At 43.0% G+C, this 20,601-nt stretch carries 24 protein-coding genes; 7 read left to right on the forward strand and 17 right to left on the reverse strand.

All coding sequences use genetic code 11. The features are described 5' to 3' along the window. Window positions 1–12: 12 nt before the first annotated feature. Genes DRB05_RS09785 through folB form a run of 3 tightly spaced genes read right to left on the reverse strand, consistent with a single transcriptional unit; the run spans window position 13 to window position 1,656 of the window. A complete protein-coding gene (locus tag DRB05_RS09785) occupies window positions 13–813 on the reverse strand; it encodes an undecaprenyl-diphosphate phosphatase (RefSeq protein ID WP_128726779.1) in 801 nt (266 codons plus the stop codon). Then, window positions 810–1,298, reverse strand: a complete 489-nt coding sequence (folK, locus tag DRB05_RS09790; RefSeq protein WP_128726780.1) for a 2-amino-4-hydroxy-6-hydroxymethyldihydropteridine diphosphokinase — start codon at window positions 1,296–1,298, stop codon at window positions 810–812. Before folK ends, DRB05_RS09785 begins: the two co-directional genes overlap by 4 nt. Window positions 1,299–1,305: 7 nt before the next feature. Next, window positions 1,306–1,656: a dihydroneopterin aldolase gene (gene folB, locus DRB05_RS09795; RefSeq protein WP_017216518.1), complete on the reverse strand. Its 351-nt coding sequence runs from the start codon at window positions 1,654–1,656 to the stop codon at window positions 1,306–1,308. A gap of 124 nt (window positions 1,657–1,780) precedes the next feature. On the opposite strand from folB, the gene plsY reads away from it, so the two are divergent. After that, window positions 1,781–2,371, forward strand: coding sequence for a glycerol-3-phosphate 1-O-acyltransferase PlsY (plsY, locus tag DRB05_RS09800; RefSeq protein WP_029215929.1), 591 nt, complete (start codon window positions 1,781–1,783; stop codon window positions 2,369–2,371). Here plsY and tsaD read toward each other — a convergent pair. From tsaD to DRB05_RS09815, 3 genes are read right to left on the reverse strand one after another with little or no spacing between them, the layout of a single operon-like run. After that, window positions 2,368–3,381, reverse strand: coding sequence for a tRNA (adenosine(37)-N6)-threonylcarbamoyltransferase complex transferase subunit TsaD (gene tsaD, locus DRB05_RS09805; RefSeq protein WP_010607631.1), 1,014 nt, complete (start codon window positions 3,379–3,381; stop codon window positions 2,368–2,370). The two genes, plsY and tsaD, sit on opposite strands and share 4 nt — an antisense overlap. A 49-nt stretch (window positions 3,382–3,430) precedes the next feature. Beyond that, window positions 3,431–4,024 (reverse strand): YjaG family protein, encoded by a 594-nt coding sequence (locus tag DRB05_RS09810; RefSeq protein WP_010374628.1) that lies wholly within the window; start codon window positions 4,022–4,024, stop codon window positions 3,431–3,433. After that, complete coding sequence (locus tag DRB05_RS09815; protein WP_128726781.1) at window positions 4,008–4,355, reverse strand: DUF2007 domain-containing protein; 348 nt, start codon at window positions 4,353–4,355, stop codon at window positions 4,008–4,010. The genes DRB05_RS09810 and DRB05_RS09815 overlap by 17 nt, the downstream gene beginning before the upstream one ends. Before the next feature lie 109 nt (window positions 4,356–4,464). Between DRB05_RS09815 and DRB05_RS09820 the strand changes: the two genes are divergently transcribed. The 3 genes from DRB05_RS09820 to DRB05_RS09830 all read left to right on the forward strand — a co-directional run bounded on the left by DRB05_RS09820 (window position 4,465) and on the right by DRB05_RS09830 (window position 7,457). After that, window positions 4,465–4,863: a DUF2721 domain-containing protein gene (locus tag DRB05_RS09820; RefSeq protein ID WP_128726782.1), complete on the forward strand. Its 399-nt coding sequence runs from the start codon at window positions 4,465–4,467 to the stop codon at window positions 4,861–4,863. Window positions 4,864–4,922: 59 nt separating this feature from the next. Beyond that, on the forward strand, window positions 4,923–6,446 hold the full coding sequence (locus DRB05_RS09825) for a DUF3369 domain-containing protein (protein WP_128726783.1): 1,524 nt from the start codon (window positions 4,923–4,925) through the stop codon (window positions 6,444–6,446). A 108-nt stretch (window positions 6,447–6,554) separates the two neighbouring features. Further along, a complete protein-coding gene (locus DRB05_RS09830) occupies window positions 6,555–7,457 on the forward strand; it encodes a LysR family transcriptional regulator (RefSeq protein WP_128726784.1) in 903 nt (300 codons plus the stop codon). Between the two features lie 57 nt (window positions 7,458–7,514). Here the strand turns inward: DRB05_RS09830 and ubiA are convergent, their stop codons facing one another. Beyond that, on the reverse strand, window positions 7,515–8,378 hold the full coding sequence (gene ubiA, locus DRB05_RS09835; RefSeq protein ID WP_128726785.1) for a 4-hydroxybenzoate octaprenyltransferase: 864 nt from the start codon (window positions 8,376–8,378) through the stop codon (window positions 7,515–7,517). Next, on the reverse strand, window positions 8,371–8,895 hold the full coding sequence (locus tag DRB05_RS09840; protein ID WP_240036231.1) for a chorismate lyase: 525 nt from the start codon (window positions 8,893–8,895) through the stop codon (window positions 8,371–8,373). Before DRB05_RS09840 ends, ubiA begins: the two co-directional genes overlap by 8 nt. A gap of 157 nt (window positions 8,896–9,052) precedes the next feature. On the opposite strand from DRB05_RS09840, the gene DRB05_RS09845 reads away from it, so the two are divergent. After that, window positions 9,053–9,448, forward strand: coding sequence for a flagellar basal body-associated protein FliL (locus DRB05_RS09845; protein ID WP_010607624.1), 396 nt, complete (start codon window positions 9,053–9,055; stop codon window positions 9,446–9,448). A gap of 53 nt (window positions 9,449–9,501) precedes the next feature. Here DRB05_RS09845 and glpG read toward each other — a convergent pair whose 3' ends face one another. The 6 genes from glpG to DRB05_RS09875 form a co-directional block, all read right to left on the reverse strand. Then, complete coding sequence (glpG, locus tag DRB05_RS09850; protein WP_128726787.1) at window positions 9,502–10,329, reverse strand: rhomboid family intramembrane serine protease GlpG; 828 nt, start codon at window positions 10,327–10,329, stop codon at window positions 9,502–9,504. Then, window positions 10,326–10,643 (reverse strand): thiosulfate sulfurtransferase GlpE, encoded by a 318-nt coding sequence (gene glpE / locus DRB05_RS09855; RefSeq protein ID WP_128726788.1) that lies wholly within the window; start codon window positions 10,641–10,643, stop codon window positions 10,326–10,328. The genes glpG and glpE overlap by 4 nt, the downstream gene beginning before the upstream one ends. Window positions 10,644–10,744: 101 nt before the next feature. After that, complete coding sequence (tdh, locus tag DRB05_RS09860) at window positions 10,745–11,770, reverse strand: L-threonine 3-dehydrogenase (protein WP_128726789.1); 1,026 nt, start codon at window positions 11,768–11,770, stop codon at window positions 10,745–10,747. Between the two features lie 44 nt (window positions 11,771–11,814). After that, window positions 11,815–13,011, reverse strand: coding sequence for a glycine C-acetyltransferase (locus DRB05_RS09865; RefSeq protein ID WP_128726790.1), 1,197 nt, complete (start codon window positions 13,009–13,011; stop codon window positions 11,815–11,817). 214 nt (window positions 13,012–13,225) lie between these two features. Then, window positions 13,226–13,780, reverse strand: a complete 555-nt coding sequence (gene gmhB, locus DRB05_RS09870; protein WP_128726791.1) for a D-glycero-beta-D-manno-heptose 1,7-bisphosphate 7-phosphatase — start codon at window positions 13,778–13,780, stop codon at window positions 13,226–13,228. Next, window positions 13,773–14,840 (reverse strand): glycosyltransferase family 9 protein, encoded by a 1,068-nt coding sequence (locus DRB05_RS09875; protein ID WP_128726792.1) that lies wholly within the window; start codon window positions 14,838–14,840, stop codon window positions 13,773–13,775. Before DRB05_RS09875 ends, gmhB begins: the two co-directional genes overlap by 8 nt. A 107-nt stretch (window positions 14,841–14,947) precedes the next feature. On the opposite strand from DRB05_RS09875, the gene DRB05_RS09880 reads away from it, so the two are divergent. Then, window positions 14,948–15,661, forward strand: a complete 714-nt coding sequence (locus DRB05_RS09880) for a 3-deoxy-D-manno-octulosonic acid kinase (RefSeq protein WP_128726793.1) — start codon at window positions 14,948–14,950, stop codon at window positions 15,659–15,661. Here DRB05_RS09880 and hldE read toward each other — a convergent pair. Genes hldE through DRB05_RS09895 form a run of 3 tightly spaced genes read right to left on the reverse strand, consistent with a single transcriptional unit; the run spans window position 15,658 to window position 19,185 of the window. Continuing rightward, complete coding sequence (gene hldE, locus DRB05_RS09885; protein ID WP_128726794.1) at window positions 15,658–17,106, reverse strand: bifunctional D-glycero-beta-D-manno-heptose-7-phosphate kinase/D-glycero-beta-D-manno-heptose 1-phosphate adenylyltransferase HldE; 1,449 nt, start codon at window positions 17,104–17,106, stop codon at window positions 15,658–15,660. The two genes, DRB05_RS09880 and hldE, sit on opposite strands and share 4 nt — an antisense overlap. Beyond that, window positions 17,103–17,699, reverse strand: a complete 597-nt coding sequence (locus DRB05_RS09890) for an SIS domain-containing protein (protein WP_039491395.1) — start codon at window positions 17,697–17,699, stop codon at window positions 17,103–17,105. The genes hldE and DRB05_RS09890 overlap by 4 nt, the downstream gene beginning before the upstream one ends. A 40-nt stretch (window positions 17,700–17,739) precedes the next feature. Next, window positions 17,740–19,185 carry a capsule assembly Wzi family protein gene (locus tag DRB05_RS09895; protein WP_128726795.1) on the reverse strand — a complete coding sequence of 482 codons (1,446 nt, stop codon included), beginning with the start codon at window positions 19,183–19,185 and terminating at the stop codon, window positions 17,740–17,742. 126 nt (window positions 19,186–19,311) lie between these two features. Between DRB05_RS09895 and waaA the strand changes: the two genes are divergently transcribed. After that, window positions 19,312–20,598 carry a lipid IV(A) 3-deoxy-D-manno-octulosonic acid transferase gene (gene waaA, locus DRB05_RS09900; protein WP_128726796.1) on the forward strand — a complete coding sequence of 429 codons (1,287 nt, stop codon included), beginning with the start codon at window positions 19,312–19,314 and terminating at the stop codon, window positions 20,596–20,598. Window positions 20,599–20,601: the final 3 nt, after the last annotated feature.

The raw sequence follows: 20,601 nt of genomic DNA on the forward strand, positions 1-20,601 counted from the left end.
CCAAAGCCCAGATTAACTTAGGCTCAAGAAAGCGATTAGCCCTACCCCAAGTAACAAGCGGTAAATGACAAATGGCATCATGCCCATGCGCTCTATGATTTTCAGGAAAAAGAAGATGCAGGCATAAGCTGAGATAAACGACAGTGCCGCACCACTTAATAGCGCATTCCAATCAACCACTTCATCGCCTGTAGCAAGCTCAAAACTGTAATACAGTCCCATCATTGAAATGACCGGAATAGACATTAAAAACGAAAAGCGCGCCGCGCTTTTCTTATCAAGCCCGAGTAATAAACCTGCGGTGATGGTAATACCTGAACGCGATGTGCCGGGAATAACAGCGGTAATTTGCGCAAGTCCCAATATCAGCGCGCTTTTCCAGTTTAAGGCAAATTCGTCTTTGATTTGTTTCGCTTTCACGTCGGCATACCAAAGCAGTAAACCAAATACTATCGTCGATGTTGCAATCACCCATGCACTACGTAAATAAACTTCTACGATGTCTTTAAGTAGTGGGGCTAAGATCACGAATGGAATGGTGGCAACCACAATACACCAAGTCAGCCGGCTTTCTTTCGAATGCGTACCTGAGAACGACTTGAACCATCCTGCCAGTAGGCTGACAATGTCTTTTCGAAAATAAATAACAACAGCCAACAAAGTCCCAACATGAACAGCAACATCAAAGGCAAGACCCTGATCTTGCCAACCTAGTACCTGAGAAGGTAGCAGTAAGTGGGCAGAACTCGAAATAGGTAAAAATTCAGTGAGACCTTGAATAATTGCAAGGACGACAATCTCAATAAAGCTCATTGCTTGGGAAACTCCACTTTCCATAATTTTTGAGTTGGGTTGTGATACTCCTGCCATAACTGAGCAATGGTTTTACCCTCAACAGGATGGATAAAATCAGGAGCTAGTTCAGCTAATGGCTGAAGCACGAAGGCATTTTTGGTTATTTCATCCCGAGGCAACTGAGCGGGTGATGAACAAATAAGGTGGTCATAAAAGAGAATATCGAGATCTAATGTGCGTGGACTAAACTTCTTTTCACTACAGCGACGACCATGATCGTATTCTATCGACTTGAGCAGTTTATACACTTCATCTAAAGACAGCGGTGTTTGTGCCGCAAAGACCGAGTTATAGAAGTTATTTCCTGCAAACCCGACGGCTTCACTCTCAAAAACACTTGAATGTTGAAAATCGGGAAAGTGTTCTATCAATACGCTCAAGCCACTCAGCAAGTTTTTTTCTTTTTCTATATTTGAGCCGAGGCTGATAAAAATTTGTGCCATGATAATTCTACTTCTTACGCACAATTTCTACACCAACCGTTTGTGCTTGTGGCACGGCAGCAGGTTTACTCACTTTTATAAGCACTTGTTGTACATTAAATTCATTTAGGATCATTGCAGCAAGTTGTTCAACTAAGGTTTCTAATAGCTCAACTGGTTTTGCTTGGGTATGCGCAATAATACGCTCACTCACTTTGGCATAATCAACCGCCAAATTAATATCATCATGACGAGCAGCAGCGCTAATATCGGTCAACATCTCAACATCAAAGTAAAGGCTTTGTTTACTTTCTTTTTCAAAGTCGTACACTCCTATTATGGCTTCGACGTGTAGCTGTGAGATATAGACTTTATCCATGTAAACTCCAAACATGTTTATCGCTGTAATTCACCCGCATTTTCTAATCGCAACTCGCGATCTGTGCAGGACTTAAGACCGCCGATCATAGCCCAAAACAACGCAATAAAAAATAAGGAAGACAGTGTTAATCAGTTTAATGTGCGTATGTGCTTATTTATTGGGATCGATTTCCTCAGCGATTCTGGTGTGTCGGTTATTCAACCTACCAGATCCACGCTTTAATGGTTCTAATAATCCGGGCGCAACCAATGTATTAAGGTTGGGAGGAAAGATCCCAGCTGCGCTGGTGCTCGTCTTCGATATTCTAAAGGGAACCATCCCAGTGTGGGGAGCCTACTTTCTGAAAATAGAGCCTGTATGGCTAGGTGCAATAGCCGTAAGCGCATGCCTTGGTCACATTTATCCTATTTTCTTCCACTTTAACGGTGGTAAAGCAGTAGCAACAGCATTCGGCGCGCTATTACCCATCGGCTTGTCATTGGGTGGGTTATTGATCAGTACTTGGCTCGTGGTGCTAGCGCTAACACGCTATTCTTCACTCGCAGCGATTGTCGCAGTCGCAGCTGCTCCACTCTACACGTGGTGGATAAAACCGCTTTATACGGTGCCGGTAAGCTTTTTAACTGTGGTGATTATTATTCGTCATAGGGCAAATATTAAAAGGCTCTTAAGTGGTAAAGAGCCCAAGGTGGGGAAAAAGTCTAAAGACTAGACTTTTTCTAGACTATCCAGCGGCCAACGCGGTTTAGTCTTCATATCAAGTGGCGCATGCTGACCTGCTTTTAGGCGCTGCATTCCTGCATAAGCTATCATCGCCCCATTGTCTGTACAAAATTCAGTGCGCGGGTAATAAACTCGCCCTTTCATACCAAGCATCATGCGCTCAAGCTTTTGCCTAAGTTCAGTATTGGCGCTGACGCCACCTGCAATCACTAGGCTTTTAATGCCTGTTTCTTTCAGTGCCCGCTTGCATTTAATCGCTAGCGTTTCGACGACCGCAGTTTGAAAGGCATGGGCGATATCTGCTTTCGTTTGCTCGTCATCGCCTTCATTACGAATCGTGTTTGCCGCTGCGGTTTTTAATCCACTGAAACTAAAATCCAGACCTGGTCTGTCTGTCATCGGTTTTGGAAAAGTAAATCGCCCCGCTTGGCCCTGTGTCGCCATTTTCGCAAGCATTGGACCACCAGGATAATCAAGACCGAGTAGCTTGGCAGTTTTATCAAATGCTTCACCAGCGGCATCATCCACTGACTCACCAAGTACCTCATACTCACCGATACCTGAGACTTTGACCATCATGGTATGGCCACCAGAGACTAGCAGCGCAACGAATGGGAACTCTGGTTTATCGTCTTCAAGCATTGGGGCAAGCAAATGGCCTTCCATATGATGTACGGCAACGGCTGGGATCCCCCAACCAAACGCTAACGAGCGACCAATTGAGGTGCCAACCAACAAAGCACCGACCAAGCCCGGCCCTGCGGTATAAGCAATGCCGTCAAGGTCTTCAGGACCACAACCCGCTTGCGCGAAAGCAGCTTCAATAAGGGGAATTGTTTTGCGTACATGATCACGAGAAGCAAGCTCAGGCACTACCCCACCATAATCGGCGTGTACTTTTACCTGAGAATATAATTGATGTGCCAACAGACCTTGCTCATCATCATAAATAGCAATACCCGTCTCATCACATGAGGATTCTATACCCAAAATACGCAAGTTACTTTCTCCAAACTCTTTACTGCAGCCGCTGATTATACGAAATCAACTACTCAAGTTCCAAACCAATATTTGTTTGGCCGTCAGCTAGTGCCAAGGCCTTTAGCGACTTCACCGATTCGCTGCTAATACGACCCATATTTTCCACATGCTCGATAAGCTCAGCGAGGATTTCAATTTCATACTGCATCTGTGGGTGCTCACGCACTAACTCATTCGTTGGAGATATATCTTCCGCCATCAACATAAACTCGATGTATTTAGCTACCGTTGCCTGAGAAATTTTGGCAACGCTTACAAACTCATGTTCATCTTTTGTCATCAGACCTTGCAACATGCCTAACAACGCTGTCGCTACGTCGATTGCGGGATAGGTACCAAACATATCAAACTCACTGAGCTCAGGTACATTTGGCTCTACCTTTTCAACCAGCTTTTCTAAGCTAATTTTGCTCTTTGGCAGTAATATTTTCTCCCAGATTAAATTCAACGCATTTCTGAGTACTTGCTCGTCGCCAAAACCTGTTGCCTCACTAAATAGCGAGTAATTTGGCAACATACGCTCAATAATGGCAGCACCTAGGACTGCCTTTTGAAGATAATTTAACTCTCTAATTCTTTGAAAGTTATTTGCTTTGCTCATGCTTATTTCCACATTGCCAGCAATATTCAAACGCTGGTCCATTTAATTCTGCACAGTGGTTACATAGCCAATCCGACAGTTCGGCAGCACTGCGATGACGTGATTTGTTATAGTTTACCAATATTTCCTGAGCCTCGGGTAATTTTATTGCATAAACAAAGAGCTTGATAGCAGCTTGCTCTGCTGGAATTTCACCAATTGCACCTAATAAATGCTCACCTTGTAAGCGAACCTGAATATTCGCTTGCTCTAGTTGCCCTTTGAGTAAATGCGCTTCAACAAAGCCACTGATAGCGCACAATTGCACCCAATGAAAAGACTGTTCACTCATTGCATTATCTTCACTATTGAATTCGCACTCAATGTGCTCATTTGTTTCTTGATAAAATCATTCATTGTCATCACACTTAAACATCAAGCTACTTCATTAAAATACAATTATGACTCTAACAACACCGGGCCTATTATTCCCAGCAATTTCTTTATTGCTACTCGCCTATACCAATCGTTTTTTGGTACTCGCACAATTGATCCGTGAATTAAACGCCCGAGAAGGCGACACCATAAGAACCTTGGTTAAAGCGCAAATCGAAAATTTAAGAAAACGAATTAGACTGATCAGACGAATGCAAGTATGGGGCGTAATCGCGTTTTTACTTTGCACATCTTCAATGTTTGCCTTATTTCTTGAAATATCCCTACTTGGCGTTACATTATTTGGTGCGAGCCTGTGTAGCTTGACCCTGTCATTGCTACTTTCTCTTTATGAAATCCACATTTCTTGCGATGCAATCGAACTAGAATTGCAAAATATCGAGAAAAAACCTCAACAAGATTAGCGGCCTTGTTACTGCCGACTATACTAACGTTGAGTCAGCATAAAAAAGAGGAGCGATCTGTGAGCGGATTTTTGTTCTCAGATGAAGTGCAAGAAAGCCCTACAAATAAAATGGCCGATACCTACTGGGATATTCTAGTTGTAGATGATGAAGAAGATATTCACCAAGTGACCAAATTGGTATTATCTGGCTTCAAATTTGAGAATAAGGCGCTGAGATTTCATCACGCCTACTCCGCACAGGAAGCAAAAGTCATCTTAGCTGCCGAGCAGAATATCTCTGTAGGTCTCATTGATGTCGTGATGGAAAGTAATCATGCAGGACTTGATTTGGTGCGATATATTCGCAATGAGTTAGCAAACTTTGATATTCGACTAGTCCTGCGCACAGGCCAGCCAGGTGAAGCCCCGGAAGAATCAGTCATTCGTGACTACGATATTAATGACTATAAAAACAAAACTGAGCTTACAGCCGTCAAACTCAAAACACTACTCTATTCCGCTTTACGCGCTCATCGGGATATTCAAACCATAGAAAAGCACAAAATGGGACTTGAACGCATTATTGATGCATCCTCTAATTTTTTGAAGTGTAGCAATATTCAGGATTTTGCATCAACTATATTATCCCATGTATCCGCTGTAATGGGATTATCTGACTCGGAAATATACTGTGCAGCAGCGGTAAATCACCAAGCCAACGAACCGACAAAGTTTAAACTACTTGCAGCCTCAGGAGCTGGCGTAGAGCCAAGTCACGTTACGTTGCCTGAAAACGTACAAAACCTGTTTATCGAAACACATAATAAAAAAGCATCGCTCAAAACCCGTAACGAATATATTGGTTACTTCCCGTCACGAGAAGGAAGTGAAACGATGCTTTATGTGAGTAAGGATAGCGATCTTCAGAGTATGGACTTTCAGCTACTTGAATTTTTTGCAAACAATATCGCACTAGCCTACGACAACTTAAAGTTGCGTGAAACCGTCAAAGACTCTCAAAAAGAGCTTTCTTACATTCTGGGAGAAGCCGTTGAAAAACGCTCAAAAGAAACGGGCTCCCATGTAAAACGAGTGGCACATTATAGTATGCTGCTGGCGCAGTTATATGGGCTTTCTAACTACCAAGCAGAGATCATTAAATTGGCCTCTCCACTTCATGATATTGGCAAAATCAGTATTCCAGATCAAATCCTAAATAAACCCGGAAAACTCACTGATGAAGAATGGATAATTATGCAGACCCATGCGCAGCAAGGGTTTGAAATCTTAAAAAATTCAACAAATGAAATTTTGCAATGTGGCGCATTAATCGCTCATCAACATCATGAAAAGTGGGATGGTTCAGGGTACCCTAACGGCTTAAAAGCAGAGCAAATAGACATTGTTGGTAGGATCACAGCACTGGCTGATGTCTTTGATGCACTAGGAAGCGAGCGCTGTTACAAGCCTGCTTGGCCACTGGATAAAGTGATTGAGTTGGTCAACAAAGAGAAAGGTAAACAATTTGAGCCCAAATTAGTTGACCTTTTTCTAAAGAATCTGGAACAATTTATTGAGATACGTGACAGGTATCCTGACTAGCTTTGTAATCAGAATGTAAAAACTTCACTTTCTTTTTCCCACTTCGTGTATTATTATTGGGAAAAGACGTAATAAATGTGTTTTAGTTGAAATTAAAAGGAATTTCACATGAGATTTGAACAACTCGAGCAGTTCGTAGCATTAGGCAATCTTAGACATTTTAGACAAGCCGCAGAACAAACCCAGATCAGTACTTCAGCGCTTACTCGAAGCATCCAAACCCTTGAAGATGAAATTGGTTGTGAACTCGTTAAACGCTCTACGCGTTCAGTAAAACTCACTGAACAAGGTGAGCTTTTCTTAAAGTATTGCAAAACAACCTTATCTGAACTGGATTTAACCAAGAAAACCATCAAGCAAAGCTTATTTGGTCGTGATAATCAAAAGTTAATTATTGGTTACACAACTCAAGCTAGCAGCATCGTACCGGTTTCTTGCGGTCAATTTTTAGCTCAGTATCCGAATGTTAAGATTGAAATGCAGTTGCAAGATGAGTTGGAGCTTACTCGTAAGCTACAACTGGGTGAAATTGATATCAGCGTGTATCTGCAGAGCGCCAACAGCATAGTGAGTGATATTCACCTACCAGATCAACTAGTCTTGTTCGTTTCGAGAAACCACCCTCTCGCAAATCAAGATAGCATCCGAAAAGCTGAATTAACCCATTACCCAATGTATGGTTGTTTCTCACAGTCAAAACAAGTTCAAAATATGCTAAATGAAGCTGTTGATTCATTAAATAAATCAACAAACGTTAAGATTGGTAATATTGAGCAAGTAATTGATGGCTTGAAGAACAGCAATAGCTTTGCGATTGCGAGTATTGAACATTCAAAGACAATCGCACAAGACCCTAACCTAGTTTTCTTAAAAACCAATAAAGCATTGGACAGAGAGCAATTGATTGTACAAACCAACCACCAAATTGGTTCGAATGCACATATAAACCACTTGCTTGAGCTAATTGAAGATGCTGCATCTTCATCTAGCAAACAGACCGTAACTTATTAGTTGCTAAAAAAACGGGCAAATAATCTCAATTATTTGCCCGTTTTTTAATAACTTGCTTTAGAGCGGTAAAAACCCCAGCACAACGCCTGCAAAAATCACCAAGCCAACATAATTATTATTTAAAAAGGCCCAAAAACACCTCTCTCTATCTCTATTACGTATGGCATATTGTTGCCTAATAAGCAGTATAGAAGCGGCGAGTAAGGCGCCCCAAAAAGCGAGATTCAATTCAAACGTTACACCAACAGCCGCCATCATCGCGATAAATGTGATGTTGAGCAGCGCAATAATACAAAGATCCCATTTGCCGAATAAAATCGCTGTAGACTTCACCCCAATTTTCAAATCATCATCCCTATCCACCATGGCATACATAGTGTCATAAGCAACCGTCCAAATTAAATTAGCAAAAAACAGTACCCAAGCGAGCATAGGTACATTCTGATTTACTGCCATAAATGCCATGGGTATTGCCCAGCTAAAGGCAGCGCCAAGTACGATTTGCGGTAAATTTGTATAACGTTTCATGAAGGGATAGACAGAGGCCAATGCAAGTGCTCCAAACGATAATGCGATGGTCTGCCAGTTTAAAAAAAGCACCAGAATAAAAGCGATTGCAACCAAAATAGCAAATAAACCTAGCGCTTCTTTACTTGTCACAGCGCCCCTTGCAAGCGGCCTTGTCGCGGTCCGCCTCACCGCACCATCAACCTTACGATCAGCAAAATCATTAATAACACAGCCCGCACTACGCATTATAAATACACCCAACGCGAAGATAGCAATAAGCCAGATACTTGGAACACCTCCAGCTGCAAACCACAGTGACCAAAGCGTGGGCCATAATAGCAATAAAGTCCCGATTGGCTTATCTAATCGCATAAGTTGGCTGTAAGCCTGCCATTTCTGATTATTAATCATAAAAGCTTTCCGATATAAAGACTTCACAAACTAAAATTTTTGCTTTGCCATTTTTAAACCAGCTTCTTCTTGCAAATAAACTCTCAGGGATATTGCGAGTTGGTGTTATGAGCTCAATAAGCGCTGGATAGTCAGAAGTAGATAAGCGAAAGTATTCGAGTGCGCCGCGCTGCCAATTTAAATCAGTAAACAGTAATTCACCCAGCGGCGTTTCACCAATTGCATCCATACCAACAATACATGCTTCCTCATTAAGCCAACTTTGCCCAAATACAACCGCTTTACCGTTACAATTTAACGTAACCTCTCGACACCAAGCCTGTTCAGAAAGCTCTGTACGTAGCGCATCTGGGGCGCATCTGAACTCATTAGCAAGTACAGTCACAGAAAATCTTTCACAAGTTTCTTTTAGTCTTGCGGTCAGAGACTGGGTCTCTAATAAATAGGGAGAAAGTGCAGGCTCAATATCTATCAACTGCGTGTTCTTCAGCCATGAGCGCTCTAAAGGTAATAGCAAAGGCAACGTTCTATTTCCGTTTTAAAAATTCGCCGTCATCATAGCAGAGCCGAGGCTTTCTAAAAAGTTTATGTTTGTGCTGAAGCCAGCTGTAAAATCAACGCAATTATGTATAAACTAAGTAAAAAGTAATTTGCATTAGGATACCTGATAAAACATGAGACTGTTGGCTGTTGTACTCACTTTGTGCATTGCATTAACCGCGGCTTCCCCTGTAAAAGCGGATTCGACTATTGGGTATTTCGGGTTTGAGCCAGATATCATCACGAATTATATAGGCCAATCTAATAAAAAGCTTGGCTATGTCCGAGTCACTGTTGATCTAATGCTGAATGATGTCGCAAATATCGCTGTGGTTGAACACCATACACCTTTACTAAGAGATGCAATAGTACAGATCCTAAGTAAAGAAAACGAAGAAACCATTAAGTCATTAACTGGCCGAGAAGAAATCAGGAAGCGCTGTGCTGAAAAGCTAAAAACACTGTTAAAAGAAGAGACTGGGCAGGAAATTGTTCGAGATGTGCTTTTTACTAAATATTTATACCACTAAGCGAGCCAACTCTTACAAGAACTCGGAAGCGCTTGCTCCCGAGTTCGAAGTAACTAGCTATTCTCTTTGAATTGCCTGTTGATAGGCCAAAATACCGCAACCAACATACCTGATAGCAATCCAAACAAGTGCGCCCAGTTAGCCATGTTGATGAAAAACATATCCGTAAACCCAAACAACATCCAAAGCAGCATAAAACCAATTACAGGCTTAGAAACCAAAGCAGCTCCGGCAGGATTTCGATGACCAATTACCCAACAAAAACCCAGTAGTCCATAGACCACACCACTTAGCCCACCAAAATTAGCGTCAACGAATAGGAACTGCATAAAATTACTGGTTAAGCCCGTTACAAGGTAAATACAGACTAACGCCCAGAGCCCTAATTTTTCTGAGATTTGCGCCCCTAAATGAAGCCACCAGCTTAAATTAAAAATTAAATGTATGGCGCTAAAATGTATGAGTGTAGGCGCTATCCAAGTCCAAGGTTTATCTAGGGAAAAACGTAGCGCAGAAAAGATGCCACTAGCGTCGCCAAATAGCATGGCGACAAAAACAATAATACTGACACCAAAAACGCCCTGTAATAACCAGTTCAATCTCAAAAAGCGCTTTACTAAGTTTAAGTTTTGGCCTTGGTAGCTAAATAACCCTTGTGTACTTCCTGTTTGCCAAGAAGCCGCTTGGTATAATTCTGCGTCGGGTTGCTCCAAAAACGTTTGCCAAAGACGCATAGCAAGAGCTTCGTCACCGCGTTCTAGCCAAACTTCAACTTGTTGCCCATCGTGACTTTGCAAAACACAATAGATCCCTTGCGTCTTAAAATAATCGACCGCACCCTGTGCTAGTCGTGCATTGTGATAATGGGCTATTAACTTCACTTTTCAATCTCGTTAGGCAACTCACTTGCCCACTGCGTAAAACCACCATCCATGCTGTAAACATCTTCAAAGCCTTGCTCAACTAGGTAGTTAGCAGCGCCTTGAGAGGAAATACCGTGATAACACACCACTACAATGGGCTGGTCAAATTCTTTCTCCTGCATAAAGTGCGCAAGATTAGCATTAGATAAATGTTCAGCACCTGGAATATGCCCTTGTGCAAAAGTACTTTCATCACGGATGTCTGCTACCACTACATCATCATTGCCTAAAAGCGCTTGCGTATCTGCTACTGAAATATGTTTAAAAGACATGTGTTACCTATTTAATACTAAAACAAAAGACGGCTTAAGCCGTACCGACCTAGCCGCCTTCTATTATAACTACTCATTCATGCACTAAGCAAAGTTGAGCATTAATCCCAATTCAGAATAACTTTACCTGATTGCCCTGAAATCATCGTATCAAAGCCAGTCTGGAAGTCATCAATATGGAACTGATGTGTAATGATTGGGTCAAGGTTTAAGCCTGACTGGATCAAACTTGCCATTTTGTACCAAGTTTCAAACATTTCACGGCCGTAAATCCCCTTGATCACAAGACCCTTGAAGATCACTTGGTTCCAATCCACCGCCATGTCAGAAGGAGGAATACCCAGCATTGCAATCTTACCACCATGGTTCATGCTGTTTAACATGCCCTTAAATGCAGAAGGAACACCTGACATTTCAAGTCCAACATCGAACCCTTCTGTCATGCCAAGGTCTTTCATAACCGTTTCGAGGCTTTCGTTGGCAACATTTACTGCTCGCGTAGCACCCATTTTAGTGGCAAGTTCAAGTCGATATTCATTTACATCTGTGATCACCACATGACGCGCACCGACGTGTTTAGCCACTGCTGCAGCCATAATACCAATTGGGCCCGCGCCGGTAATTAGTACGTCTTCACCAACTAAGTCAAATGACAATGCAGTATGCACTGCATTACCGAATGGGTCGAAGATAGAAGCGAGTTCATCAGAAATGTTGTCGGGGATCTTAAACGCATTATAAGCAGGAATAACTAGGTATTCTGCAAATGAACCTTCGCGGTTAACGCCTACCCCAATGGTGTTACGACATAGGTGAACACGACCAGCACGACAATTACGACAGTGACCACATGTGATATGACCTTCACCAGATACTCGGTCGCCAATGCTAAAACCACGTACCTCTTGGCCCATATCGACCACTTCACCTACGTATTCGTGCCCCACAACCATTGGAGTTGGGATTGTGTTTTGTGCCCACTCATCCCATTTGTAGATGTGTACGTCAGTACCACAAATTGCTGTTTTACGGATTTTGATCAATAGATCGTTGTGCCCTACTTCCGGTTTTGGCACATCCGCCATCCAAATTCCTTCTTCAGCTTTCAACTTGGATAATGCTTTCATAGTATTCGCTCGTTAGCTGCACCGGCTTAATGCCGGTGGCAAAATTAAATGACGCCTAGGTCTTTACCAATACGGGTAAAGGCTTCGATTGCTTTGTCTAGCTGCTCAGTCGTATGCGCAGCTGAAATTTGTGTTCTGATCCTAGCTTGGCCTTTTGGCACGACAGGATAAGAGAAACCGATCACATAGATCCCTTCAGCTAACAGTCTGTCAGCCATTTCTGAGGCCACTTTGGCATCGCCTAACATAACCGGAATAATCGCGTGATCTTTACCCGCACAAGTAAAGCCAACAGCTTCCATCTTAGTACGGAAGTAAGCTGCGTTATCCCATAGTTTAGCACGTAGGGCATCGCCTTCTTTCATCATGTCTAGTACTTTGATTGAAGCTGTAACAATTGAAGGCGCTAGCGAGTTTGAGAATAAGTAAGGACGTGAACGTTGACGTAACCACTCTACGATCTCTTTCTTACCAGAGGTATAACCGCCCGATGCACCGCCAAGTGCTTTACCAAGCGTTCCTGTAATAATATCCACTCGGTCTAATACACCACAGTATTCCGGTGTTCCGCGGCCATTTTCACCAACAAAACCCACCGCGTGTGAATCATCAACCATCACTAATGCGTCATACTTGTCCGCTAAGTCACAAACCGCTTTTAAGTTACAAATAACGCCATCCATTGAAAATACGCCATCGGTCGCGATAAGCTTGGTTTTGACACCAGCTTCATCAGCAGCAATTAACTGCCGCTCGAGATCAGCCATATCGTTGTTAGCATAGCGGAAACGCTTAGCTTTACATAAACGCACACCATCAATGATAGAAGCGTGATTTAATGAGTCCGAGATAATCGCATCTTCAGGGCCTAAGATAGTTTCGAATAAACCAGCGTTGGCATCAAAGCATGAAGAGTAAAGGATAGTATCTTCTGTTTCTAGAAACTCACTGATCTTTGCTTCAAGCGTTTTGTGAATATCTTGCGTACCACAGATAAAACGCACCGATGCAACACCAAAACCATGATCATCAAGGCCGCCTTGCGCCGCTTTAATTAGCTCTGGGTGATTCGCCAAACCTAGATAGTTATTAGCACAGAAGTTAATTACACTTTCGCCAGTCGATACTGCAATTTCAGCTTGCTGCTGAGAAGTGATAATACGCTCTTTTTTATATAATCCTTCAGCTTTTACTTCTTCAATTTGTTGCTGAAGCTGGCTGTAGAAGGCCGATGCTCTCATCTGGGAGTCTCCATTTTTTGCACGGTGATAGTAAGCTACGCATCGCCATAGGCGGATGTCATTCTCACTATCAAAAGTTAACGCCTAAGCTTATTAGCTCAAGTTAATTGGAACGTACCAATTCAATCATACCTAGTACGTAAAAAGATATCTTTATTTTAAAAGGTTCACACAATAAATGCACGATTTGCGACAACTGGCAGCAAACTTTATTTTACTCAGACAAACATAGTGCGGCTGGTACCTCCGCCAACGAACCACATACTTTATCCGCGAGCTGTTGTTGCTCTTGACTAAAACTCTGCCCAGACTCAACTAAAATGGCTGTTTTTACGCCAGCAGCGCGGGCAGCCTTGATGTCTGAGACTTTATCACCAATCATAATACTTTGCTTGGGATCCAAGTCATGCTCGGCTATCGCTTGTTGCAGCATTCCGGGTTCTGGTTTACGACAGTCACACTCTACTTTATATCGGCCTTGTGCCTTTTCAGGGTGGTGAGGGCAAAAATAAACACCAGCGATGTCAACACCATGTGCCTTAAACTGCGCGCACATCCACTCGCTTAAGGCGTGAAATTGTGCTTCATCATAATAACCTCGACCAATGCCCGACTGATTCGTCACGATCACAATTTTATAACCGGCTTTGCTAAATGCTTGACAGGCACTAAATACCCCGTCAATAAACTCAAAATCCGCGATTTTATGAACATAGGCGTGATCTTTATTAACAACGCCATCTCTGTCTAAAAATACAGCCTTATGCATTTGTCACAATCCCCTGTTCTTCTATTACCCGCTCAAACATCGTAATTACAGCATCAACGGAAATTTGAGACATGAGTTCGCTACCTTTTACCCGTGTTCCCCAGGGTAATTGGTCTGCGGTTTTGCCCTTTTGCGCAATGAGGTTTTGATGATAAACCTCAACCACATAGTCTTGATACAGGTATGGCCCTGTGCGAGTTGGATTGGAGTGAGCATACAAACCAATCACCGGCGTTCCGACTGTCACTGCCATATGAGCAGGTCCGGTATCAGGTGCTAGCACTAATTCGGCTTGCTCCAACACACAAAGTAGGGTTTTCAAGTCAGTTTTTCCCACTAAGTTTAATAACTCAGCTTGGCTGTGTTGTTGAATTTCGGCTGCTAAATTTTGCTCAAGCTCCGTTGGACCACCCGTTATCACCACCTGAAACCCTAATGCAGCAGCATGATCTGCAACCCTAGCATACCGCTCAGGAAGCCAATTGCGCTCAGCTTTACTTGCCGCGGGGGATATTACAAACACCTTACCTTCAGGTAATAGCGATTTTGCCGCAGCTTGATGAGCTGCCGTCACTGGCATCTGCCATGTCGGCTCACCGCACTCAGCCCCAATTGCACGGGCAAAGTTTTGGAAACCTTCGAGCACATGTGGCGACTGTTGAGGTGCGATCCGCTTATTAATAAACAAGCTGTGTAACTCTTTTGAGCGCCCTTTATCAAAGCCTATTTTTTGCTTTGCAGGAATAACTCGTGCAACAAGATTGGCTCTTAACGCAACCTGCATATGTAGTAATACGTCAAACTTTTGCCCTTTGAACTTTGCCTTTAACGCCTTGAGCGCGGCTTTACCCTGTTTTTTGTCAAATACGACGAGCTCAACACCGGGTAAGTCAGCCAATAACATAGCTTCTACTTTTCCTATCACCCACGTAATTTTCGCTTGCGGATGTGCACGTTGGATCGCCTGTACAGCACTCACGGCATGGCACACGTCGCCAATCGCAGAAAGTCGCAAAATACAAATAGAGGTCAAGGATTTGCTCAAAACAATAGTTCTCATGGAAAGTAACAAGCGCTTGATCTTAAATTAATCAAACAAGTTTGCAAGTTTCACTGAGGGTGAAAAATCGTTAGAATGTCACAATTGACTCTTAAGAATCCTATATTGTGCAAATCACCAAACAGCCGCATAGCTATTTACTAACGCCTTCAGCCCTAGATTATGATATTTCAGAAGAAATGTTTAACCCTGAATATTGGCAGAAAAATAATGCGATTGTCGGCTCGAAAGAAGGCCGAGCAACGGCGTGGTTCGTACGGTTTAATCAAGGCATAGCGGTACTCAAACACTATTATCGCGGTGGCTTAATCGGCAAGCTGTTGAGTGATCAGTATATTTTCACCAAACTAGAAAATACTCGCGTATATCAAGAGTTTGCTTTGCTAGAGCAATTACAGCTAATGGGTTTACCAGTTCCAACACCACTTGGCGCAAGAATTTCGCTTCATTTTGGTATTTATCGTGCAGATATTTTGACCGAAGCGGTGCCTGAAGCCACCAGTGTTTGCGAAGTTTTGCAAGCAAGAGCGCTTAGTGCAAATGAACTGGAAAGTATCGGCCACACCATTGCTCAGTTTCATCGAGCCGGAGCCTATCATGATGATTTGAACATCAACAATATTTTGTTTGATGCCAACGGCAAAGTATTTCTAATTGATTTTGATAAGGGCAAAATCATGCAGCCAAACTCAAGTTGGCAGCACGCAAACATGGAGCGTTTGCAACGTTCATTTAAAAAAGAGGCCGGCAAATGGCCGACCTTTTATTTTGATGAAAATCAGTGGCAAGTATTAATGCAAGCCTATCGCAGCGCACGTTAACTTTTTTGTAACTGTGCCTTTTTAATCACATTGGAAGTCGAGCAGCCATCCAAAAATGCTAACACCTCGACTTTTCCACCTTGATTAAGCACATGCTCTGCGCCAGCAATATCTTCCACTTTATAGTCACCACCTTTGACCAAAATGTCAGGGCTGACCATTTCTATCAACTTAGCTGGTGTGTCATTTTCTTCAACACTGCCAAACGGAATAACCCAATCCACAGAAGCGAGTGCGGATAACACCATAGCTCGCTCTTTCAATGGATTGATTGGGCGTTCAGGTCCTTTAAGACGCGAGATCGATTCATCATTATTTAACCCAACAACGAGCCTGTCGCCCATCGCTTTAGCTTGCGCTAAATAACGCACATGGCCTGCATGGAGAATATCAAAGCAGCCGTTGGTAAACACAATGGTTTCGCCGTTTTGCTTGGCAAAAGTAATATGCTTAAGCACTTCTTCAAACGGTGTTTGGTAGTGCTCGCCCGTTTCTCTAAGATATTGACCCAGTTTGCGACTCAACTCTTCCGGTGACACCGTTGCAGCACCTAACTTACTCACGGCAATGCCTGCGGCAATATTTGCAACTTCCACCGCGTCTTTAGCTGACATTCCTGCGCCTAACATCGTCGTCAGCGTGGCGATCACGGTATCGCCAGCTCCCGTAACATCACTTACTTCCTGTACTTGAGCTGGGAAATCAAACTTTTCAGTATTGGTTATCAAAGACATGCCTTGCTCGGAGCGCGTCAGCAACATAGCGCCGATCCCCGATGTTTTCAGCAGTTCACGCGCACTAGAGGTGAGTGCCTCCTCGCTGCTTATATCTCCACCAGCAAGTTTAAATTCGTTTAAGTTAGGCGTGATAAAATCAGCACCTTGATAGAGGCTCAAGTCACTATTTTTAGGGTCAATAAGTACCGTTTTACCGGCACCTTTAGCCACCGCAATCATGTCTGAAATGGCGCACAAAGCGCCTTTGTTGTAGTCGCTAAACAACACAAAGTCATACTTATCAACTTCTTGTTTCAGACGCTCAAGCAGGAGTTGACTGTGAGATAACTGAAAGGGCTCTTCTAAATCGAGTCGGACTACTTGCTGATGACGGCTGATCACACGCATTTTTGCGATAGTCGGCAGCTCAACGACGTTAACTAGGCTAGATTCAATGTTTTCTTTGGTAAGGATAGCCTCAAGCGTTTTGCCATTATCATCTTCGCCGATAAGCCCAAGCAAACCCACTTTACCATCTAGGTGAGCGATGTTTTTGGCAACGTTCGCCGCACCACCAGCTTTGTCTTCCAATGCGCTGACTTTCACCACAGGCACTGGAGCCTCAGGAGAAATGCGCCCGGTATCTCCATGCCAATATCTATCCAACATCACATCGCCAACCACCAATACCTTGGCTTGATTTAGCTGTTGAAGCGCCGTTAACTTCATGCCTTTTGCTCCGCCGCAACCAGCATATCGACCGCTTCGCATAGCCAGTGACCAATAAACATATGCGCTTCTTGAATACGCGCTGTCTCGTCGTTTGCGATAATAATCGGTAATTTAGCAATATCCTTCACTTTGCCACCAGTTCTACCAGTCAGTGCCACGGTAAACGCGCCAATTTCATTTGCGGCTTGAAGCGCCAAATTGATATTAGGGCTCGTACCTGATGTGGTTAACCCAATCACCATATCTTCCGGTTTACAAAGTGCCTGAACCTGACGCTCAAATACGGAGTCAAAGTGATAGTCATTGCTGTGCGCAGTCAAAATTGAAGTGTCGGTAGTTAATGCAATCGAAGCCAAAGGACCACGCTCTAATTTGTAACGCACCACAAATTCTGCAGCTAGGTGCTGCGCATCTGCCGCGCTGCCACCATTACCAAACCAAATGACCTTACCACCGGCTGCTAACGTGCTTTGGCATGCTTCAAGTAGCTCGACACATTCTTGGTGATAGTTTGCCATTGTTTCAAAAACATCAACATGGCGCTGTAAGCTTGCGAAGTAGCTTTGTGCTACTTGTTCATTCAATGACATATTTGTTCCTAAACTATTCTATGCTTGTCCCGCGTGATACTTACCAGTATACATGGACTGATAACCAAGTGTAATTCTCACCGAAGACATCTTTACCCAAGGTTAATTTCGTTTCGACTTGCTTGCTATAGGCTTCACCAATATGCGCCAACTCAAACTCGTAGCCTCGTTCATACTCAGCACCAAGCTCACCAAGTTCATTCAAATAATTACTTTCATTATCGATAATTGAAAGCTTAGCTCTCCATAATGAACGATAATCTGATTGGTAAGTACCTTCTAAAACGTGAATTTGCGTCGGTGCACCATCATCGAACTGGCGATGGTTTGCAGCAAAATGCCCAACGCCAAATCCGTCGATCGTATTGCCATAAGTATCGTAAATTTCGTTTACATACCATAAGCTTTCCATATCAGTAAACTCATAGCGTAATGAAGTCGTTGAAGTCATTTGAGGGAGAAAAACGCCAACATTGACAACCGTATTACCAAACAAATAGTTTTTATGGTTATTGCTATCCTCACCACCGTATTCTAAATACCATTGTGCTTGAGTGCCGTAATTTGTGGTAAAGCTGGTCGTGATAGTTGCCCATTGATCGCCCAGTTCATCATCTTGAGTGAGATCACCTATCTTATTATCGTTTCCAACAGGGTCAAAATATGCCTTAACAAAGTCCTTAAAATCTACTTTTCTAGGCCCGCCTCCGAATTGCATGACTCTGTTTAGACCGATTTTCCATCCAGCTAATGGCTCTATACTAAAGTGACTACCCGCTATTTTAGGTGTTCCATCGTGAAGCGTGCCTTGAAAACGAATCCCGTCATGGACTTTCTCAAGTTCAGAATAAAACAACTCAAAATCGAAGTTCCACCAATTTCGAATAGGCACAACTAAACCCAAAGAAGCTGATAATGAAGGTCTAGCGTTATTAGAATATACCTGAGCCGAATGCTTAAATGGTGAAAACCAATGTTCTTTATATCCTAAATTAAGCTGCAAATTACCGTAGGACATGCCATAAAAAGTATTGTATGGAACAAGTTTGTTTGCATCTACTCGATACTCAGCACCAATTTGTAGAATACTCGAGTCGCCTCCTCGCCAAACACCACCGAGCCCCAGTTCAGCATACTCACCGCTGTAATTACCTCTGTCGTTGGCAATTTGTTTTTCCTCACCACTATCAACACGTAGTGTTATCGACCTTTGCGTCAACGCATCATCCTGCAAATAAGGTGCAATTCCCTGACTAATACTCTGCTGTAATGTGGCGTCAATATGCCTAAGCTTCATCAAATGCATCTTGATTTCACTGATACGGTAAGGCTTTGCCATAGGCGTACCAACGGTCAACGCAAACATTTTATCGATTTGATATTCCAACAGCGGATCTTGCCCAATGGGTAAATAGGCTGTTGGGCTCGCAAAAGCGAGATTCGAAGCTAATAAACTACAGCAAGCGAGTACTCGAGCTAAATTCATTTTGTTATTCCATTACTTTTAATGCGCTAAATACTACCAAACCAAAAGCCCATAGGCATCTGTTGAACTGTGTAAAATTGTGTTGTTCATTCAATTTCGCCCAGGAACAAGGTAAAATACTGATTTTTGAGCTTAAGCGACTCCTATGGCGCGCGACTATATTCCTTATTGTTGCTAGTATTAGCACCTATTTTATTGAGTTATCTGTATTTTATTAGAGGTAGGAAAAACCCTGACTATCGAGCTTATTTTACAGAGCGTTTAGGCTTTAATCTAAACAAGCTGCCGCCACATGCTGTTGTGATCCATTGCGCCTCTGTTGGTGAAGTGCTTGCAGCCACACCTCTCATAAAATCAGTACTTAAAGAACAAGCTGCTGCTCCAATCATTGTCACTTGTAACACCCCAACAGGTAGAGAAGAGATAACAAAAGCTTTTCACAGCAATATACAAGTACATGTCTGTTATTTACCTATAGATTTTGCTTTTGCGGTCAGAAAATTTTTCAATACCTTGAAGCCCAAACTCCTTATTGTGATGGAAACTGAGCTGTGGCCTAATCTTTTTCATTATGCCAAACAAAACCAATGTAAAACCTTGGTAGTCAATGCCAGACTCTCTGAAAAGTCATACCAAGGTTATAAAAAGCACGCTTGGTTAACGAAAGACTTAATGCACAACATAGATCTGCTTGCAGCCCATAATGAAGAAGACGGCGAGCGTTTTATCAAGCTTGGGCTTGTTCAATCTAAACTTCACATTACCGGCTCAATCAAGTTTGATATTTCAGTCACTGGAGAAGAAACTGCAAAGGCAAAACAGTTTCAAGCAAATTACCCCGAGCGGTTAATTTGGCTTGCTGGATCTACGCACCCTAAGGAGCATGAACAAGTCATCGCTGCACATCAGCGAGTATTAAAGCAAGTAAGTAATGCGTTACTCATTATCGCGCCTCGTCATCCCGAGCAGTTTCAAGCAGTTGCTGACCACCTCAGTGAGCAAGAGATCGCTTTTACCAGAAAGAGCAGCGACAACATAAACACAGAAGCCTCGGTCTTGTTAGCGGATACTTTAGGGGAATTAAAGTGGCTATTTGGCAGTGCCGATATCGCCTATATTGGTGGTAGCTTGATTGAGCGCGGCGGTCATAACCCGCTAGAAGCGGCGGCTCACGGCGTACCTATTTTAACTGGCCCACATACCTATAATTTTGCGCATATATACCCTCAACTTATCGCGCAACAAGGTGCCATCATAATCGATGATGAGGACAAGCTTGCCGCTCAAATTATTACGCTATTTGAAAATAAATCGCTTCGAATGCAAATCGGTGCTAACGCTCAATCGGTACTAGTTGAAAATACCGGGGCTATTGCTAAAACCATGAAACTAATCAATAAGAGCTTGGAATAATTC

Origin of the sequence: Pseudoalteromonas sp. A757, assembly GCF_004103285.1 — a bacterium.
Taxonomy (GTDB): Bacteria; Pseudomonadota; Gammaproteobacteria; order Enterobacterales; family Alteromonadaceae; genus Pseudoalteromonas; species Pseudoalteromonas galatheae.

Bases quoted from the DNA above. Each gene is read 5' to 3' on its own strand.
- DRB05_RS09785 (WP_128726779.1), bottom strand. From the start codon at position 813: ATGAGCTTTATTGAGATTGTCGTCCTTGCAATTATTCAAGGTCTCACT.
- folK (WP_128726780.1), bottom strand. From the start codon at position 1,298: ATGGCACAAATTTTTATCAGCCTCGGCTCAAATATAGAAAAAGAAAAA.
- folB (WP_017216518.1), bottom strand. From the start codon at position 1,656: ATGGATAAAGTCTATATCTCACAGCTACACGTCGAAGCCATAATAGGA.
- DRB05_RS09810 (WP_010374628.1), bottom strand. From the start codon at position 4,024: ATGAGCAAAGCAAATAACTTTCAAAGAATTAGAGAGTTAAATTATCTT.
- DRB05_RS09815 (WP_128726781.1), bottom strand. From the start codon at position 4,355: ATGAGTGAACAGTCTTTTCATTGGGTGCAATTGTGCGCTATCAGTGGC.
- DRB05_RS09820 (WP_128726782.1), top strand. From the start codon at position 4,465: ATGACTCTAACAACACCGGGCCTATTATTCCCAGCAATTTCTTTATTG.
- DRB05_RS09830 (WP_128726784.1), top strand. From the start codon at position 6,555: ATGAGATTTGAACAACTCGAGCAGTTCGTAGCATTAGGCAATCTTAGA.
- ubiA (WP_128726785.1), bottom strand. From the start codon at position 8,378: ATGATTAATAATCAGAAATGGCAGGCTTACAGCCAACTTATGCGATTA.
- DRB05_RS09845 (WP_010607624.1), top strand. From the start codon at position 9,053: ATGAGACTGTTGGCTGTTGTACTCACTTTGTGCATTGCATTAACCGCG.
- glpE (WP_128726788.1), bottom strand. From the start codon at position 10,643: ATGTCTTTTAAACATATTTCAGTAGCAGATACGCAAGCGCTTTTAGGC.
- tdh (WP_128726789.1), bottom strand. From the start codon at position 11,770: ATGAAAGCATTATCCAAGTTGAAAGCTGAAGAAGGAATTTGGATGGCG.
- DRB05_RS09865 (WP_128726790.1), bottom strand. From the start codon at position 13,011: ATGAGAGCATCGGCCTTCTACAGCCAGCTTCAGCAACAAATTGAAGAA.
- gmhB (WP_128726791.1), bottom strand. From the start codon at position 13,780: ATGCATAAGGCTGTATTTTTAGACAGAGATGGCGTTGTTAATAAAGAT.
- DRB05_RS09875 (WP_128726792.1), bottom strand. From the start codon at position 14,840: ATGAGAACTATTGTTTTGAGCAAATCCTTGACCTCTATTTGTATTTTG.
- hldE (WP_128726794.1), bottom strand. From the start codon at position 17,106: ATGAAGTTAACGGCGCTTCAACAGCTAAATCAAGCCAAGGTATTGGTG.
- DRB05_RS09890 (WP_039491395.1), bottom strand. From the start codon at position 17,699: ATGTCATTGAATGAACAAGTAGCACAAAGCTACTTCGCAAGCTTACAG.
- DRB05_RS09895 (WP_128726795.1), bottom strand. From the start codon at position 19,185: ATGAATTTAGCTCGAGTACTCGCTTGCTGTAGTTTATTAGCTTCGAAT.